Source organism: Flavobacterium longum (genome assembly GCF_965137575.1).
GTDB lineage: Bacteria > Bacteroidota > Bacteroidia > Flavobacteriales > Flavobacteriaceae > Flavobacterium > Flavobacterium longum.
This window is the reverse complement of record NZ_CBCRZJ010000009.1, coordinates 1-18,500: the sequence shown is the minus strand read 5'-3', so window position 1 is coordinate 18,500 and position 18,500 is coordinate 1. Positions and strand designations below refer to the sequence as shown.

14 protein-coding genes are annotated in these 18,500 nt (G+C 50.3%); 8 read left to right on the top strand and 6 right to left on the bottom strand.

Features of this window, described 5'->3' with window-relative positions; translation table 11 throughout:
* Nucleotides 1-78: 78 nt before the first annotated feature.
* From ACM9J1_RS13665 to ACM9J1_RS13650, 4 genes are read left to right on the top strand one after another with little or no spacing between them, the layout of a single operon-like run.
* Nucleotides 79-732 (top strand): hypothetical protein, encoded by a 654-nt coding sequence (locus ACM9J1_RS13665; RefSeq protein ID WP_415582640.1) that lies wholly within the window; start codon nucleotides 79-81, stop codon nucleotides 730-732.
* Entirely contained in the window at nucleotides 722-1,405 is a 684-nt protein-coding gene (locus tag ACM9J1_RS13660; protein WP_415582639.1) for an SCO family protein, read from the top strand. Before ACM9J1_RS13665 ends, ACM9J1_RS13660 begins: the two co-directional genes overlap by 11 nt.
* Nucleotides 1,398-1,991 (top strand): DUF420 domain-containing protein, encoded by a 594-nt coding sequence (locus ACM9J1_RS13655; RefSeq protein ID WP_415582638.1) that lies wholly within the window; start codon nucleotides 1,398-1,400, stop codon nucleotides 1,989-1,991. Before ACM9J1_RS13660 ends, ACM9J1_RS13655 begins: the two co-directional genes overlap by 8 nt.
* Complete coding sequence (locus tag ACM9J1_RS13650; protein WP_415582637.1) at nucleotides 1,981-2,241, top strand: hypothetical protein; 261 nt, start codon at nucleotides 1,981-1,983, stop codon at nucleotides 2,239-2,241. Before ACM9J1_RS13655 ends, ACM9J1_RS13650 begins: the two co-directional genes overlap by 11 nt.
* Here the strand turns inward: ACM9J1_RS13650 and ACM9J1_RS13645 are convergent, their stop codons facing one another.
* The gene (locus tag ACM9J1_RS13645) at nucleotides 2,242-3,630 is read right to left on the bottom strand and encodes a DUF4403 family protein (RefSeq protein ID WP_415582636.1); all 1,389 of its coding nucleotides are present in this window, start codon (nucleotides 3,628-3,630) and stop codon (nucleotides 2,242-2,244) included.
* Nucleotides 3,631-3,810: 180 nt separating this feature from the next.
* Between ACM9J1_RS13645 and ACM9J1_RS13640 the strand changes: the two genes are divergently transcribed.
* Genes ACM9J1_RS13640 through tsaB form a run of 3 tightly spaced genes read left to right on the top strand, consistent with a single transcriptional unit; the run spans nucleotide 3,811 to nucleotide 7,279 of the window.
* The gene (locus ACM9J1_RS13640) at nucleotides 3,811-5,271 is read left to right on the top strand and encodes a TolC family protein (RefSeq protein ID WP_415582635.1); all 1,461 of its coding nucleotides are present in this window, start codon (nucleotides 3,811-3,813) and stop codon (nucleotides 5,269-5,271) included.
* Between the two features lie 5 nt (nucleotides 5,272-5,276).
* Nucleotides 5,277-6,617 (top strand): efflux RND transporter periplasmic adaptor subunit, encoded by a 1,341-nt coding sequence (locus ACM9J1_RS13635; RefSeq protein WP_415582634.1) that lies wholly within the window; start codon nucleotides 5,277-5,279, stop codon nucleotides 6,615-6,617.
* Nucleotides 6,617-7,279 carry a tRNA (adenosine(37)-N6)-threonylcarbamoyltransferase complex dimerization subunit type 1 TsaB gene (gene tsaB / locus ACM9J1_RS13630; protein WP_415582633.1) on the top strand — a complete coding sequence of 221 codons (663 nt, stop codon included), beginning with the start codon at nucleotides 6,617-6,619 and terminating at the stop codon, nucleotides 7,277-7,279. The genes ACM9J1_RS13635 and tsaB overlap by 1 nt, the downstream gene beginning before the upstream one ends.
* On the opposite strand, the gene ACM9J1_RS13625 is transcribed toward tsaB, so the two are convergent.
* The 5 genes from ACM9J1_RS13625 to ACM9J1_RS13605 form a co-directional block, all read right to left on the bottom strand.
* Nucleotides 7,274-7,933 (bottom strand): hypothetical protein, encoded by a 660-nt coding sequence (locus ACM9J1_RS13625; RefSeq protein ID WP_415582632.1) that lies wholly within the window; start codon nucleotides 7,931-7,933, stop codon nucleotides 7,274-7,276. The genes tsaB and ACM9J1_RS13625 overlap by 6 nt on opposite strands.
* An 83-nt stretch (nucleotides 7,934-8,016) precedes the next feature.
* Nucleotides 8,017-8,844 carry a mechanosensitive ion channel family protein gene (locus tag ACM9J1_RS13620; protein WP_415582631.1) on the bottom strand — a complete coding sequence of 276 codons (828 nt, stop codon included), beginning with the start codon at nucleotides 8,842-8,844 and terminating at the stop codon, nucleotides 8,017-8,019.
* A 53-nt stretch (nucleotides 8,845-8,897) separates the two neighbouring features.
* Complete coding sequence (locus tag ACM9J1_RS13615) at nucleotides 8,898-9,371, bottom strand: YtxH domain-containing protein (protein WP_415582630.1); 474 nt, start codon at nucleotides 9,369-9,371, stop codon at nucleotides 8,898-8,900.
* 44 nt (nucleotides 9,372-9,415) lie between these two features.
* A complete protein-coding gene (locus ACM9J1_RS13610; protein ID WP_415582629.1) occupies nucleotides 9,416-11,428 on the bottom strand; it encodes a thioredoxin domain-containing protein in 2,013 nt (670 codons plus the stop codon).
* Nucleotides 11,429-11,593: 165 nt separating this feature from the next.
* A complete protein-coding gene (locus ACM9J1_RS13605; RefSeq protein WP_415582628.1) occupies nucleotides 11,594-12,487 on the bottom strand; it encodes a NifU family protein in 894 nt (297 codons plus the stop codon).
* A 168-nt stretch (nucleotides 12,488-12,655) separates the two neighbouring features.
* On the opposite strand from ACM9J1_RS13605, the gene ACM9J1_RS13600 reads away from it, so the two are divergent.
* Nucleotides 12,656-18,500, top strand: a 5,845-nt coding sequence (locus ACM9J1_RS13600) for a choice-of-anchor L domain-containing protein (RefSeq protein ID WP_415582627.1), incomplete at its 3' end; no start/stop codon positions are given.

Genomic DNA, 18,500 nt, shown 5'->3' with positions numbered 1-18,500 from the left:
AGGTAATATTAATTCACAAAAAAGACGGTTTTCACACCGTCTTTTTTTATTTTTGCAAGCGAATATCTTTCCGTCCAAATGAAAAAGAAACTTGTGCTTTTCGTGCTTTTTGTCTTGCCGATTGTAGCCTATCTTTTTTTTGCGTCGGGCGTCAACAACTTCACCAAATTACCTGTAGTTACCGCGAATGTGCCCGAGCTTCCGAGCGGTTGGAGCGCATTGAACGGCCAGCGTGTTTCACTTGACGGGAAAATCACCGTGTTGGGCTTTTCGGGGCAAAACGTGCTCAAGAACCGGGGCAATCTTTACAATGTGTACCAACGGGTTTACGAGCGTTACCACGAGTTCAACGATTTGCAATTTGTGTATGTCAGCCCAATCGGTACCGAGCGCGATGCGACTTATATCTTGGCGCAATTCAAGGGCGTGGCCAAAGCCGGCAACTGGCATTTCGTGTTTGCCACGCCGGAAGAAATCAACGCCTATTATGCCCAACTTAAACTCAAAGGAAAGCTCAACGCCGATGTCGGCACTTCAAATGTTTACTTGCTCGACAAGAAGCGAAATCTGCGCGGCCGTCAGGGCGATGAATACAAAGAAGGCTATGATTCGTTCCACATCTCGGAACTCAGCAACAAGATGCTCGATGATTTTAAAGTGTTGCTCTATGAATACAAAGCGGCTTTGAAGAAAAACAACAACGCATCCAAATCCATTACCCGTGAAAAATAAATCCTATATCGGCGTGGCGTTCATCATCCTGGTTTTCGGGATTTTGTTCGTTCCGAAAATTGTCAGCCGTTGCGAAAACAACGATGTCGTTAAAGGCGAAAGGCTGGACAACGTCGGCGGAACGGGAGCTTCCGAAACGTCTATCCTGACGTTGGGCAAAGTCCCTGCATTTGAACTGACCAATCAGGAAGGCCAGAAGATTTCCGACAAAAGTTACCTGGGCAAAGTCTATATCGTCGAGTTTTTCTTTTCGACCTGCCCGACCATTTGCCCGAAGATGAACCGCAACATGGTGGACATCCAAAACATGTTTTTCGGCAACCCGAATTTCGGCATCGCCTCCATCAGCATCGACCCGACGCATGATACGCCACAAGTGTTGAAAGACCATGCGAAACTCATCGGTGCCAAATCATCGAACTGGCATTTCCTCACCGGAGACCAACAGTACATCTTCGATCTTGCCAATAAAGGGTTCAACGTATATGCAGGCAAGAACCCGAAAATCCCCGGCGGTTTTGAACATTCGGGCTTTTTTGCGTTGATTGACAAGAAGGGCAACATCCGCTGCCGCAAAGACGAGTACGGCAACCCGATCGTATATTACGACGGCATCGAAAAATCGGGTATTGAAGCCATCACCAAAGACATTAAAATCTTGCTCAATGAGTAACCAAGAAAATATCGGGGTCGAAAAGAAATTCAGCAAATTCATCGTCATCGTGTCCATCGCCATTCCGGTGGCCGTGGCGGTATTGTTTTCAGTTAAACTAAAAGATTTCGGCATCCAGGTCGAACCATTGTCATTCCTGCCGCCAATTTATGCCACCATTAACGGCCTAACCGCCATCGTGCTGGTTGCGGCCGTCATGGCCATCAAAAAAGGCAACCGGAAATTGCACGAGAAATTGATGACTACGGCCATTGGTTTTTCGGTCTTATTCCTGCTGATGTACGTGGCGTATCACATGACCGCCGATTCTACGGTATACGGCGATACGAACTTCGACGGCATCCGCTCAGACGAAGAAAAAGCCGCTGTCGGATCCTCTTTGTACGCCTATGTTTTCCTGCTCTTGACGCACATCGTGCTGTCCATCGGCATCATTCCGCTGGTGTTGGTGACCTATGTCCGGGCGCTGGCCCAACGGTTTGACCGCCACAAGAAAATTGCAAAAATTGCCTTTCCTTTATGGCTGTATGTGGCCGTGACCGGCGTGGTTGTTTACCTGATGATTTCCCCGTATTATGCACACTAAGCAAATTTCAGGGTTCAGGGCTCAGGGTTGGGGAACGAAGATAATCTTCCTGTTGGCGCTGTTTTTAACGACCGCGGCATCGAACGCCCAATGCGCCATGTGCCGCGCAGCACTCGAAGGAGAAGGCAACACCAAGAAAGCCGAAGCGGTCAACGATGGCATCGTGTATTTGATGGCCATTCCGTATGTGCTGGTCGCCATCATTTTCTTCTACATCTACAAGACGCAAATCGGCAAAAAGAAAAGCTGATTATTTCAACCCGTCGATGGTGACATTCACATCGCCATCCACTTTTACGAACGCCACAATCGCTTTGTTGGTCAATTGGATTTTCTGGAATTCGATGTCATTCATTTTCCCGTTGACGAACACGCCCGGCATTGGCGAGTAATTCTTCATGTACTGCAAGATGTTCTGTTTGCCTTCGTCGAGATTGGGTTTGATGGAATACCGGCAACTTTCCTGCATCTTCCGCAAAATGTAACCCTGGGCGAGCCAACTGGCCGTGCGCATCAGCGTACTTTTGGTTTCGATGGCATAGTCGAGTTGGTCGAAGTAAATTTCCTTCGTATCGGCGTTGTATTGCGGAAATCCGGCCAGATAAATCGTGCCGTTGATGCTGCCGAGCAAATCGAGCGCAATTACCATTTTGCCGCTTTTGTGCCAGATGTTCACGTTTTGCACGGTGACTTTGCGTTTGCCCGAGGCGAATTCCTGGCCCGCAAAATTCTTGGTCATGATTTTCGACGCGTCTTCGTAGGTTGAAACCGCCACGATGTTGGCCGTCACATGATCGGGCATCGACGATACCGGCTTGAGGACGATTTTGCTACGGTCGAATTTTGGTGCCGGCTTTTGCCCGATGAGCGTTTCCATGTTACATTTCAAGCCCATTTGCATCGATATCGCGTCTTTTGAAAGTTTCGAGTTGGTCGTGTACAATTCCAGGGGCACTATGCGCAGCCAACTTTGGTAGGTTTCGCTCATCTCGAACGGCGTGCAGATTTTTTCGAGCGCGTCAAGCACGTTGGGTTTGAAATCCATCGATTTGGAAATGGATTCGTCGATGCTTTTCTCGATTTTAGACTTGAACAGTTTGATGGCCGGATTCACCAGATAGGTGATCGCGACTTGTTTGCCCATAATGGTCGTGGTCGGGCTTTCGTTCCAATCCAGTGACTGTAACGAAGTCGTGGTGTTGAGTTTCCAGTTCGTGAGGTTAACGCCGCTGAGCAAGGCGACTTTTCCGTTGAGGTTGAATTCTCGCGTGCTGTACATGTCAACACCCAATTTGTCTGTCCCGATGCGGTAGCGGATAAACGCCTTGAGCGGCAACACCGTTTTGATCTTGCCGTTGTCATTGCTGATCGTGAGCGGCGCAAGTTTCCAGATTTTCATCTCGATGTCATCGTCCTCGATTTTATTGTCTTCGTAGATCAAGCCCGTCATGTATTTGTTCGCTTGGTTTTCGATGTCCTTGAGTTTGATGGACACCGGCAGGTTCAAATAAGACACGGCGGTTTCATACGCCAGCGGCGCCGCGTTGTCCGGTTCGGGTTTCAGCGCGTTGATTTTTTGGGTCGATGAACAGCCCGAGAGCAAAAATGCGAAGCAAAGAATAAAAGCTAGGTGTTTCATGGGAAACAGGTTTCAAATGTTCGCGCAAAATTAGCAAAAGCAACCAACCGAAACCGATGTTGTAACAATTTATATACATTCCAGTCTTGTGCACGTGAAACGACTTCTTAAAAGAATGTGAACGCGCCCGACATCTTACAAAATATTGTACATTTGCTCTGGCTCAACCTGACCTCATTTATGAAAAATAACTTCCGGCTTTTGGCGTTCGTGCTGTTGTTTGGCCTGTCGTTGCATGCGCAAGTAAAAGGCGATCAACCTGCTGCGCCGGATAAGAAATGGACGTTGATGGAATGTGTGCAACATGCGCTCAAGAACAACATCACCATCAAGCAAACCGACCTGGACAACAACCTCGCGGGCATTGACAAGAAAGATGCTTTCGGGAATTTCCTGCCGTCCATCAACGCCAGTGCATCACATTCCTGGAACATCGGTTTGAACCAGAACATCACCACGGGTTTGCTCGAAAACCAAACCACACAGTTTACCTCGGCCGGCGTGCAAATCGGGGTCGACATCTTCAAAGGCTTACAAAACCAAAACCGCTTGCGCCGGGCCAATCTTTCGGTGCTCGCCGCGCAATACAACTCCTCGAAGGTGCGCGACGATATTTCCCTGAACGTCGCCAATGCATTTCTCCAAATCCTGTTCAACAAGGAAAACCTGAAGGTGCAAAAGGAGCAACTAGGCATCAACCAAAAGCAGCAAGAACGCATCAATGCCTTGGTGGATGCAGGTTCCATTCCGCGTGGCGACTTGCTCGATATGAACGCGACGGTAGCATCGAGTAAACAAGCGGTCATCGCCGCCGAAAACACATTGCTCATTTCCAAATTATCGTTGGCGCAATTGCTCCAGCTCGACGATTTTGAAACCTTCGACATTGAAGACCGGGATTACCTGATCCAGGAAAGCCCGACGATGAACGAAACGGCCAAAACGATTTACGACAAAGCCAAGGAAACCCGCGTAGAACTCAAGATTGCCCGCACGAATATGGAAATTGCCGAGCGCGACATCAAAATCGCCCGCGGAACGTATTATCCGACGTTGCAGGGCTTTTACAGTTTTACGACCCGCGCCGCGTATGCCGATCAGGTTGTAGGCGTAATTCCCGACCCGAATACGCCGTTTTCGGTCATAGGGCAGGTGGAAGGCACCGGCCAGAACGTGCTTTCGCCGAACGTGCTTCCGGTGGTCGGGAAACCCGACCCGGTCATTGATCAATTCAGCGACAACAAAGGCCATTCTTTCGGCCTGCAATTGAACATCCCAATCCTCAACGGATTTGCTGCGCGAAACGGCGTAGAACGCGCCAAAGTAGCACGTGACCGTTCGCAAATCGCATTGTCTCAAGCCGAACTCGATCTGGAGCGCAATATCTATCAAGCTTTTACCGACGCGAAAGGCGCGCTCAATGCGTATGAATCTGCATTGGCAGCACTCGAAGCCCGTCAGGAAGCCTTTAATTATGCCAAGGAAAAACTGGCCGTCGGGATGATGAACGCGTTCGAGTTCAATCAGGCGCAAACGCTGTTTGTCAACGCACAGTCTGAACTGTTGCGTGCGAAATATGATTACATTTTTAGGGTAAAAGTCGTCGAGTTCTACTTCGGCATTCCCATCAACATAAATTAAACGACATGTCAAAAAGAACGTTATACATTCTTATCGGCACCTTTTCGGCGCTCATCATCCTATTTGTTGTACTCGCTAAAACCGGCACCATCGGCAACAAGGACGAAGGCAAAGAAGTCGAAATCGCAAAAGCCGACGAAATTACCATCGTTGAAACGGTTTCGGCTACCGGAAAAGTGCAGCCTGAAGTAGAAGTGAAGATTTCCTCTGAAGTATCGGGCGAAATCATTGACTTGCCGATCAAGGAAGGACAAAGCGTCAAGAAAGGCGATTTGCTGGTAAAAATCAACCCGGATTTGTACACCTCGGGATTGAACAGAACCATCGCCGGATTGTCGCAAACCAAGGCCGGATTGAGTCAGGCCGACGCGCAATTCAAGGAAGCGAAAACCAGCTACGAGCGCAGCAAAAGCCTGTACGAAAAAGGCATTATATCAAAGTCAGATTGGGACAAAGCCGTGTCGGCGTATGAAGTGGCGTTGGCGGCCAAGAATTCGGCCTATTACAACGTGCAAAGCGCGAATGCAACTGTCCGTGAAGCCAAGGACAATTTGGGCAGGACGACGATTTATTCCCCGGCAGACGGCACGATTTCCGTACTCAGCGTGGAATTGGGCGAACGTGTACTCGGAACGCAGCAAATGACGGGAACCGAAATCCTTCGCGTGGCCAACCTTGACAATATGGAAGTGGAAGTCGATGTGAATGAAAACGACATCGTCAAGATTTCCGTCGGTGATTCGGCCAATGTAGAAGTAGATGCGTATCTCAAAAAAGAGTTCAAAGGCGTCGTGACCAGCATCGCGAATTCGGCGGCTACGGCCACGACTGCCGACCAAGTCACCAACTTTAAAGTGAAAGTCAGGATATTGAAGGAATCGTATCAGGATTTGCTGGAAGGCAAGCCTAAGAATTACTCGCCATTCCGTCCGGGCATGACTGCTACCGTTGACATCATCACCAAGCGCAAACAAAACATCATCGGCGTGCCGATTAGTGCCGTCGTGGTGAAATCGGATACGAGTTCGGCGAAAAAACCGGTCGGCGAGACCAATAAAGACGACAAAGCCAAGGCCAAATCCGACAAGAAATTTGAATGTGTTTTTGTCCGTGAGAAAGGAAAAGCCAAACTCCGTGTCATCAAGACCGGCATCCAGGACGACACCAACATCGAGGTTCTGGAAGGATTGAAAAAAGGAGACGAAGTCATCGTTGGGCCATACACGACCGTGACCAAAGACCTCAAGCCCGGCGACGCGGTGAAAGCGAGCGGCGACAAAAAGAAATCCACATCTAAAGACGCCAAGAAAGAAGACGAATCTGGTGTTCAGGTAACGGTTGATTAATGGCGCACATACTTCACATTGAAACCGCCACGAAGAATTGTTCGGTAGGCGTGGCCCGCGACGGCGCACTTGTCGAATGCCAGGAATTGGCTACCGATGGTTACGCGCACGCCGAAAAATTACACGTATTTATACAAGAAACCATTGCGAAAGCCGGGATTGAATTCCGGGATTTGTCGGCCGTTGCCGTCAGTAAAGGACCGGGTTCTTACACGGGTTTGCGCATCGGTGCTTCCACCGCCAAAGGGTTGTGTTTCGCACTCGGCATTCCGATGATTGCCGTGGATACTTTGGAAGTTTTGGCCAGACAATTATCGGTCACCGACGGTGTGATCGTCCCGATGCTCGACGCGCGGCGCATGGAAGTGTACAGCGCGGTATTCAGTCCGTCGCATAAATTGATCCGTGGCGTACAGGCTGAAATCATTACGGCCGATTCGTTTTCTGAAACCGCGGGGAAAGTCCACATCATCGGCGATTGCCAGTCTAAAATCAAAACGGTTTTGCATTCGGATCAATTCGTATATCACGAGGCTGTTGTGCATCCGTCGGCCAAGGAAATGGTTGGCCTCGCACTTGATAAATTCTCGCGGAAGGAATTTGAGGATGTCGCGTACTTCGAGCCTTTTTACCTAAAGGATTTCATCGCCGGCAAATCATAAAGTACCGAGAAATCTTGCGAACTCAATCATCTGGGCTTCGTTTTCGGCATCCACCTTGTTTTTTTTGAGGTAGTCAGAAATCTGTGATTCTTTGTCCGGATACAATTTAGCGAGTTCTTTCTTCTTCGTAGAAAATGGCACTATGGTATTGTTGCCCACTTTAACCATGTATTGTACTGGCATCTTTTTGTATGCGGCAGGCCGGTAAGTGCTATAACCATTAGAAGGTGGCGATTCAGGGGTTAAGGTCACCGAATGTCTCGCATACAGTGTGACATTATTGAAATTACCCAAGTGTAGCAGGTAACCTTCTTTAGGTTTGTTTTCGAACATATAACTCGTGAAAACATACCTATGGCGGTTATCGGCTGTTCTTATTATAGAGTCTTTGGTGGGTAACAGCATCATCGTAGCGTTGTCTTCAGATGTATATTCCAAGGCGTCGGTGTACGCGTTGTAACGGAGTTGACGAACGGATCCGTTATCGAACCGCACAGGCCTAAATACTTCCTCAAAGTAGGGGCTTCCCTCGAACTTTTTACCGTCAGATTTTGTATAAATCATCCTGCCTTCGGTCGTGGGGTTGTAGAATAAAGTCTGGGTAAACCCCATCGAAAATGTCAACACCGCACTCCAGAGAAAAATAGTTTTCATAAGTAAAATTTTATGACAAGGTAGTCAAAAATGCTCGAAATCTTGTTGAAAGTCAGTTAAAAACGTACAGAAGGCCAACATATTTACGATCGCGATACTTCAACATTATACGGTTGGATAGACAATCCGGCCTTATCAAATGCTGCCTTACACGCTTCTAGGATTTCAGATGGCATCGTCCCGAAATCGTCATTGGTACTCCAAGGCCTTACGGCCAAAATGATGGATTGCGCGGTGAGTTCTCGCACTACAACTACGGGTTCCGGATCTTTCAGGACTTTCGGGTTGGCGGCCATGATGCCGGTGATGATTTCTTTGGCTTGGCGGATATCTGTATCGTATGAAATGGCGAGCGTGAGTTCGGCCTTGCGGATGCTTTCCATGGAATAGTTGATGATTACACCGTTGGAAAGGATGCCGTTCGGGATAAAAATCGTCTGGTTGTGCCCGGTGATGAGTTTGGTCACGAAAATCTGGATTTCGCTGACGGTTCCGGTCACGTTTTGCGCTTCAATCGTATCGCCCACGCGGAAAGGCTTGAAAAGAATGATGAGCATGCCGCCGGCGAAGTTGGACAGCGAACCTTGCAAGGACAATCCGACGGCCAAACCTGCAGCGCCCAAAATCGCCACGAACGACGAGGTTTCAATGCCCAATCTCGAAATGAAAGTGACGAACAACAGTACGCGCAGCGCCCAAAGCAAGATGTCGGCGAGGAATTTCGAGAGCGTCGGGTCCAGCGCACGTTGGATCATAACGCGTTTTACGAAACGGTTGATGAGCCGGATGGCATACAAACCAACAATTAAAACCACAAACGCCGAAACAACTCTTGGCGAATAGTCAACAAGTTTCTGAAGAAAAGCCGAGGCATATTCTTCGGCCGAATGGATGTTTAAAAACGTACTCATAGCATAAAAAACCTTCCGTTTTGGAAGGTTGTAAAATTACGCTTTTCTGCCCATTAATCCGCGTCTTCCTCGATGCGGTTGCCGGTTTGTGTCGCTTGGTTGGCAATATCTTCCGCTTTCTCCGAGCCGTCGTCTACGAATTGGTTGACCTTTTCCTTGACGGTGTCGGCGGCATCTTTCACGAAATCTTCGACCTTGTCAATGACCGGAGCGGCTTTTTCACGGACGTTGTCCACGACGTCGCCGGCTACAACGCCAGCTTTCTCTGCGTATTCTTCGGCCTTTTCCATGTAAGGTGCGGCGGCTTCTTTGGCTTGCTCGATTTTTTCCTCGGCAAAATCCTTGGCCTTTTCTACGAATTCTTCGGCCTTTTCGATATAAGGTGCGGCGGCTTCCTTGGCTTTGTCCACGTATTCTTCGGTTGTGGCTTTCACTTGGTCAACGGTGTCGCTGGCTTTTTGGCCTGCTTGGTCTGCATTGTCTTTTGCGCCGCCAAAAAGATTCTTGAAAAAACTTCCTAATCCCATGATTTTAATGTGTTGGTTATGAAGCTAAAGTAATAAAAAAAAACTCACTGTAAAGCGGCGCGCGCTTCTGCTGGGTTTTCTGTAGGAAGCCCGCAGGTTTTGTTGTGGCAGATGTAAAAAAGTGATTTGCCTTGCTGGAAACGTTGCGCCAGGAATGGCAGCGACGACGGTTTGTCCGTGCCCGAAACCAATACGTTCGGGCGGAATTCCCGGTTGATGTCTGCCGCATATTCTGTCGCGCGGTCACCGCAGACGGCCAATTCGCGTTGTTGTTCGGAAAAGTCCATCAGGACGTTCAGCCAGTTGGAAAAAGCCGACGGATAATCAACCACTGGCATAATGTGTTTCAACATGTTCACGCAAACAGTTTCATAGTAGGCATTCCCGAAAAATACCGACAGTTTATAAAGGTTGGATGCCATGACCGAGTTGGAAGCCGGAATGACGTTGTCTTCGGTTTCAAAATGTGCGGCCACAAGCGCATCGTCAAGGTTTGAAGTGAAACGAAAGAAACCGTTGTGGTCGTCGTAAAAATGCGAAAAGCAATAGTCGGTCAGGCTTTTGGCCTCACGTAGCCAATGTTCGTCGAAGGTGATTTCATAGGCAGCGATGAGAAAATCAACGGTATGTGCGTAATCTTCGTGGTAGGCATTGATGGCGGCCTGGCCGTTTTTATATGAACGCCACAAATGTCCGTCGGGCGACCACAATTTCCGGGTGATGAAACGTGCGGTTTGCAGCGCATCGTCGCGGTCTTGTTCTTGGCCGAAGGCTTTGAACGCATCGCAGAAACCCTTGCCCATGATGGCATTCCAGGACGTGATGCATTTTTCGTCCAGCCGTGGTTTTGGCCTGTTTTCCCGATGGCGGAAGAGTTGTTTTTCCCAGTCTTTTTTTCGCGCAATCAGGTCTTGTTCGGCGATATTGAATTTTTGGGCGATGGCAGCGAGCGGCTGGGTTTGGATCAAGACGTAGTGGCCGTGTTCCCAATGCCCGAAATCGTTGATGTTGAACACTTCCGAAAACAAAGCGAAATCATTGCCCAGGATTCGCTCTAATTCAGGTTTGGTCCAGACGTAGAATGCGCCTTCTTCCAGTTTTCCGGCAGGGTTTAAGCTGTCTGCATCGCGTGCGGCGTAAAAACCGCCTTCGCCGTTGGCCCATTCGCGCCGCACGAAGCCAAGTGTTTTTTCGACGACTTCCCGGTATAGCGGGTTTTGGGTCCGTTTGTAGGCATCGGCGTAAAGTGAAACCAGTTGCCCGTTGTCGTACAGCATTTTTTCGAAGTGCGGTACGTGCCATTCCATATCGACGGAATACCGTGAAAATCCGCCGCCGACGGTATCGAACAAGCCGCCGTAAGCCATTTTGGTCAGGGTTAAATCTACTTGGGCCAGGACTTCCGGGTTTTGCGTTTGGTGGCCGAACCGTTGCAGGAATTTCCAGTTGGTAGGCATCATGAATTTGGGTGCGCGGGCGTGGCCGCCAAAGTCCAAATCAAAACTTTTGACCCATTTCGCGACCAGCGGCGCCAGCATAGCTTGTGAGATTTCCACTGGCTGCTCAGCGCGCATCAGGCTGATGGTTTGCAAGCCGTTTTGCAGTTTGTCTGCGTATTCTTCCATGCGGTGCGGCTCGGTACGGTACATGTCGGCCAGTTGCTCCAGCGCGTCGATCCAGTTTTGTTTCGGGAAGTAGGTGCCGCCCCAAACCGGGCGGCCGTCGGGCAAACAGATGACATTCATGGGCCAGCCGCCTTGCCCGGTCATGATTTGGACGGCTTTCATGTAGATGGCGTCGAGGTCTGGGCGTTCTTCGCGATCGACCTTGATGGCGATGAAATCCCGGTTCATGACATCGGCCACTTCTTGGTTCTCGAAGCTTTCGTGCTCCATGACATGGCACCAATGGCAAGCCGAATAACCGGAGCTGACAATGATTAACTTGTTTTCTGCGGTGGCTTTGTCGCGTGCGCCACGGTTCCAGGCTTTCCAATGCACCGGGTTGTTTGCGTGTTGCAGTAAATATGGGCTGGTTTCTTTTGAAAGTTCGTTCATGGAAGTGGCATTTGGGTTGGGAGCGAAGCCTAGCCCCGATGGAAGCGGCATCCTTTTTTGAGGTTTCTTAACCGAGAAAAAGATACAGCCGGACAGCGGGAATATGCTTCAAAAAATAAAAAAAGCGCCCCGAAACCGGAACGCTTAAAGTTACTGAATTTTTTCTTAGGCGTTGAGCGCTTCGACTTTGATGTTTTCGTCGCGGAGCATGTCTTTGAGCATGTTTTCGATGCCGCTTTTGAGCGTGAATGTGGACGACGGACAGCCGTTGCACGCGCCTTGCAACACGACTTTTACGCGCTTTTCCTGCTCATCATACGAGTCAAAAAGAATGTTCCCGCCGTCGGCTTGCACAGCCGGTTTGACGTATTCTTCGAGGATGTTGATGATTTGCTGCGAAGTGGCATCGAGGTTGTCGAAATTGGCGTTCTGCTGTTTTTCCTGCTTGGCCGGGCTGATGTAATTTTCGTCGATGACGATGCCGCCATTTTCGATGAATTGTTTGATGAACGTCCTGATTTCCTGGGTGATTTCTTCCCAGTTGAAACGGTCGTATTTGGTCACGGAAACGTAATTTTCGTCCATGAAAATTTCCTTGACGTATGGGAAATTGAACAGCTCTTGCGCGAGGTTGGATGGCGCAGCCTCGTCGATGTTCTTGAATTCTGCCATGGATTTCGTGAGCCGGATGTTGGCCACGAATTTCATCGCCGACGGGTTTGGCGTCATTTCGGCGTAAACAGACACGGGCGTTTTGCCCTTAACGGCTTCCTCGAGGATGACCGGCGCGCCTTTTTCGAGATAGGCTTCGATTTGTTCGGCGACATCGTCTTTTACGTCATCCCATTCTACGATGCTGTAACGTTCGATGGCTACGAAATTGCCCGACAAGTAAACGGTTTTTACGAATGGCAAGTAGAAGAGTTGTTGGGCGAGCGGCGACGATTTGGCCTCGTCGATGTTCTTGAATTCGTAGTTGCCGCTGGGTACGATGAAATCGGTGCTTTCGAACTTCAGTATGGATGGGTTTTGCGTTTCCTTGATGCTGATTTTATTCATGGGGAGGTTTTTTTGCAAATTTAACAAACATGTTCTGCGCTAAATAATTATATTTGGGAATTAAAAAATTATTAACAAAAGATTAGCCTTTGTCCTTACCTAACAAAGGCTGTTATTATTTTTTAAAAAAAGTTGCAAAGCAAACCAACAACCAACAAAAAAGCTGCGATGAAAAGAAAATTACTGTTCTTGCTATTTATTGTTTTTGGCTTCATTGAAGGCCGCGCGCAAGGTGACGTAGTGGTCACAAACACCAACTACCAATCGGCATTTATTGTAGGTTATCCTTCGGTATATACCGTGACGGTGACCAACAACGGCCCGGGCGATGTAGACAATGTGACCGTCACCAATCCGATTCCTGTTGGAATTACCCAGTTTTCTTGGGTTGGCGACAACGGTTCCAGTGGCACGGATGTTCCGCTGAACGATTTGATCCCGACGCTCAATGCGGGGGAAACCATTACCTACACCATTACGATTTTTGTCCCCGTGGGCTACACGGGCACGCTGGACAGCCTCGCTTCGGTTTCCGCACCGATAGGCGAGACCGACGCCACCAACAACACCGCACTTGATTCTGATGTCGCGCCTGCTCCTGCCAGTGCCGACATTGTTGTTTTTAAGACCGACAACGACCTGAATTACACCGCCGGTAGTACACAAACGTACTCCATCATTCTTACCAATCACGGGCCTGCTGCGGCAACCAACGTGACCATTCAAGACTTGGTGCCTGCGGGAATCAATCCAGCGACGGTAACCTGGACGGGCGACAACGGTACATCCGGTACTGGTAACTTGAGTGATGCTATTCCGAACATGGCGGTGGGCGATACGATCATTTACACCGTGGTAATGCCTGTTCCGGCCAATTTCGACCAGACCACTGATTTGGTCAATACGGTCACAACGAACAGCACTACCGTTGACCCAAATCCGCTTTGCCCGAATTGTACCGATACGGATGTTCCTGATCCGCAGGCCAACATCGTCACAATAAAAACGAACGGACAAACTCAGTATTTGACGGACGAAAATACCACCTACACGATTACCGTGACCAATCAAGGGCCGAGTGAGGCGCTCAATGTAGAAGTCACCGACAACATGCCGCCGGGGATTTCTGACATGACATGGTCTTCGGATTTAGGGCCAAGCGGCACCGGCAATATGGTGGATACCATCGCGACGTTGGCTGTCGGGCAAACCGTTACGTACACGGTTACGATTGCCGTTCCCTTGAACTATAACCTCGCATTCGTCAACCTGACCAATACCGTGTCGGTGACCAGTGATACGCCCGATCCGGTTCCGGCTTGTCCGGGTTGTTCGGATACCGATACGCCAAGGCCGCGTTGGGTTACCGTAGATGTAGGCACTTATACGGTTCCGGAATTGGTGGAAGATATTCTTATCGATTCTGATTGCGCCAACGTTTCAAATTTTACGGCACAGGTAGGCTCATCTGCCAATCCTGGCGTAGGATATTTCCATAGAAATAATTCCGATTTCCCGCTAAAAAGTGGTGTGGTGATCCGTTGCGGGCAGGCCAAGGCTTGTGAAGGGCCGTTTAACGACGATCAATTTACAACGGTCGCGTCTGGGCTGCCAGACAATAATAGCATTGGTTGGCCAGCGACAAATAATCAAGACTTATGGGGTGTAAACAATGATAACGGAAATAGCGGTGCTGTGTCGGATGTGTCTTACGTTCAATTTGATTTCATACCGCTTACGGACAATTTCAGTTTTAGATTTCTCTTTGCCTCCAATGAGTACGGTACCTTCCAGTGCGGTTTTTCGGACGTGTTTGCTTTCATCCTGAAAGACCAGGTCACAGGCACACTGACGAATGTCGCTGTGGTGCCGGGTACTAATGTTCCGATATCAGTGACATCAATTAGGGATCAAGCGTTCAATAATGGCTGCGTGTCATCTTATCCGCAGTATTTCGATCAATTTAACCAAGGCGATCCGGCAAATGCCGACATAGACATGCGTGGTCAAACCGTTCCTATGATAGCCTCTGCTAGCGTAATCCCGAACCATTTGTACAGTATAAAACTCGTCATTGGCGACTATACGGATCAGGCATTTGACTCAGCGGTATTTATCGAAGCAGGAAGTTTTAACGTAGGGCAAGCCGATTTAGGCAACGACATGTTGGTATCGTCCGGAACCGCCGGATGTTATGGTTCCTCCATGACGCTTGATACCGAACTTGACCCAACCGTTTATGATTTTGAATGGACACTCGATGGCGCCATCTTGCCACTTACGACGCCTGCCATTACTGTAACCCAAGAAGGCGAGTACTGTGTTCGCGCCTATACAGGTTCGTGCGAGCAGATCGACTGCATTGTTGTAGAGTTCCGCGACCCGGTCATCCCAATCGGTAATGAACCAAGTCAGGCTACGGCTTGCCCTGGAGACAACTTTGACTTGACGCAAATTGAGCCCGATATGTTCGGTGTATTGAACCCTGCGAACTATGACATCGGTTACTACCACACGCAGTTCGAGGCTGAAAATGAAATTTCCCCTATCGGGCCAAGAACAAATTATCCAGGTTTCGAGGGCGAAATTATTTGGGTAAAAGTGTTGGAAACCAATTCAGGATTTGATTGTTACGTTGTATTCCCTTTTGTACTGCACTATGAGAATTGCGGTACGGCGAACAACCCACCAGATTTGGCTTTGTGTGACGACCTATCAAACGACGGCGTTGAAGACTTTGACCTGACACCTCAAATCGCTGAGGTTCTTGGATCGAATCCACCGGCAAATTACATTATTACGTTCCATACGACGCTGGCAGATGCAAATACGGGCGCGAATGATTTGACCGGCATCAACGCGTACCAGAATACTTCGAATCCGCAAACCATTTATGTCAGGATGGAAGACGTGGCCGATGCGACTTCTTTCAGCACGGTCGATTTTACACTGACGGTCCATCCGCAGCCTGCCACGCCAAATCCTGCCGACGTTAGCGTGTGTAGCGACGTGGGTTACACCTTACCCGCATTGCCTGCTGGACAAACTTATCACACAGCCACTGGCGGCGATGCATTGACCGAAATTCCTGCTGGAACAGTTTACAATACGCCGGGAACCACAACGGTTTACATATTTGCACAATCAGCAACAACACCGAATTGTACGGCTGAAGGTTCATTTGACATCACCATTATTCAGACACCGGTAACACCAAATCCTGCGAATGTGTCTGTTTGCAGTGACGATGGTTATCAGTTGCCAATCTTGCCGGCTGGCCAAACATATCATACGGCATCGGGCGGAGCGCTGGCCACGGAAGTTGTGGCGGGCACGATATACAATACGCCGAATACCACGACTACACTTTACATTTTCGCACAGTCCGGAACGACGCCGAATTGCACCAGGGAAGGGAGTTTCACGATTACGGTTCATCCGTCTCCAGCGACACCGAACCCCGCAGATGTAACGGTTTGTGACGGTTATCTGTTGCCGAATTTACCCGCCGGACAAACCTATCACAGCGCATCGGGCGGAGCGGCGGCCACTCAAATTGCAGCGGGCACCACCATCAATACGCCGGGCGCAAACACGATTTATGTGTTCGCCCAGTCTGGAACAACGCCAAATTGTACGGCCGAAGGCGATTTCGTGGTAACTGTCAACACCACGCCAACGGCAATGAACCCGTCGAATGTGACGGTATGTAACGATGTTGGATATACGTTACCTGCATTACCTGCAGGCAGCACCTATCATAGTGCATCGGGCGGCGCTGCGGCGACACTCATTGCAGCGGGTACTGTAATCAATACACTCGGAGCAAATACGATATATATTTATTCGCAAACGGGCACGACGCCAAACTGCACGGCCGAAGGTAGTTTTGTGGTAACCGTAAACGCGGTGCCAACGGCCATTAACCCTTCAAACGTGTCTGTTTGTAGCGCCACAGGGTATGTGTTGCCAGCATTGCCGGCCGGAAGTACGTACCACAGTGCGTCTGGCGGTTCGGCTGCGACCACAATTGCGGCGGGAACCACTATCAACACGGTTGGCGCAAATACGATTTATGTGTATTCTCAAACGGGGACAACGCCAAATTGTACCGCCGAGGGTAGTTTTGTCGTCACTGTAAACCAAACGCCAAATACTCCAGTACCGACCAATGTCGTCGTGTGTAGTGCCGATGGCTATACGTTACCGGTGCTTCCTTCAGGACAGACTTATCATAGCGCATCTGGTGGTTCTGGCGCTACCGAAATCCTGGCAGGAACCGTTTATACTACGCCGGGAACGACCACGATTTATGTGTTTGCCCAATCTGGTACGGTGCCGAATTGTACAGCGGAAGCTTCTTTCACAATTACGGTGAATCAAACACCAGCCATGCCAAACCCTCTAGATGTTACGGTTTGTGAATCAATCGGTTATACATTACCCGCACTCGCGGCCGGCCAAACCTATCACAGCGCACCAGGCGGATCGGCGGCCACACAAATTGTATCGGGCACAGTTATCGACACTGTTGGCGCCAATACGATTTATATCTTCTCACAGACCGGTACAACGCCAAATTGCACGTCTGAGGCAGATTTTGTAGTGAATGTAAGTGCCGCTCCAATCGCCGACGCCCCGTCGAACGTGATTTCGTGCGACAGTTATGTTTTGCCGTTTTTGAACTCGGGTTCATATTTCGGCGGTCCCGGCGGTACGGGCACGTCCTATGCCGCTGGCGACGTGATCACGTCCTCGATGACGATGTACGTGTTCGCGCAGACGGGCACGACCCCGAACTGCACCGACGAGCACAGCTTCACCATCACGATCTTCAACAGCCCGGTGGCTTTGCCTGCCACGGACATCCATGTCTGCGACGACAACAACGATGGCTTCTCGTGCCTTTTCGACCTTACGCCGGCCATCGCGCAGGTCACCGGGGGCAATGCGGCCCTTTCGGTGAGCTTCCACGAGACGGCCACCGACGCCCAGACGGGCGCCAGCCCGATAGCGACGTCCTCTGCCTACTGCAACATCGTGGCCTCCTCCCAGACGATCCATATCAGGGTATTCGACCCTGCCGCGCCGCAGTGTTCGAGCCAGCAGACCGTCGATATCTTCGTGGATCCGGTACCGGTGCCCAACCCGGTGATCCCTGACTACCGCCTGTGCGATTACAACGCTCCGGGGGACAACCAGGAATCCTTCGATTTGACCACCATGGACGGCGTGATCCTGAACGGGCAGACGGGCATTACGGTCACCTATTACGTGAACAACGCCGATGCGGTCCTGGGCACCAACGCGATCCCGACCCCGACGGCCTATACCAATACGGGCAGCCCGCAGCAGATATGCGCCAGGCTGACCAACGATACCAGCGGCTGTTTCGCCGTGGCGTGCTTCAACCTTGTGGTCGATCCGCTCCCTGCGGTCTTCGCCTCCTCGATGAACGCCTGCGGTGACGCGACGGGCATCTCGATTTTCGATCTGACCAGCCAGTCCCTTACGGTCTCGGGCGGCGTTCCGGGATTGGGCGTTTCGTATTACCTGACCCAGGCGGGTGCGCAGGCGGGTGATGCCACGGCCGCGTCATACATCGCCGACCCTGTCAATTTCCAGAATACGGTCAACCCGCAGGTGGTTTACGCCTCGGTTGTCGACCTTGCCACGGGCTGCATCTCGGTGGCCCCGGTCACCCTGACGGTTAGCCAAGGCCCGCCGGCGGCAATCCCTCAGCCCCTTGAGGTCTGCGACCCGAACAACGACTGCTTCGCACCGTTCGACCTGACGCTTTCCATCGCGGACATCCTGGGTTCGCCGGTTCCCCCCGCGGGCATCACGGTGACTTTCCATGAGACCCTGACCGATGCCCAGAACGGGCAGACTCCTATCGCCACCCCGGGCTCCTATACCAACATCGTCGCCTGCGACCAGGTGGTGTACGTCTCGGTGGCCTACGATGCCACGGGCTGCCGCACGGTGGTTGAGCTCCCGATCCACGTGAACC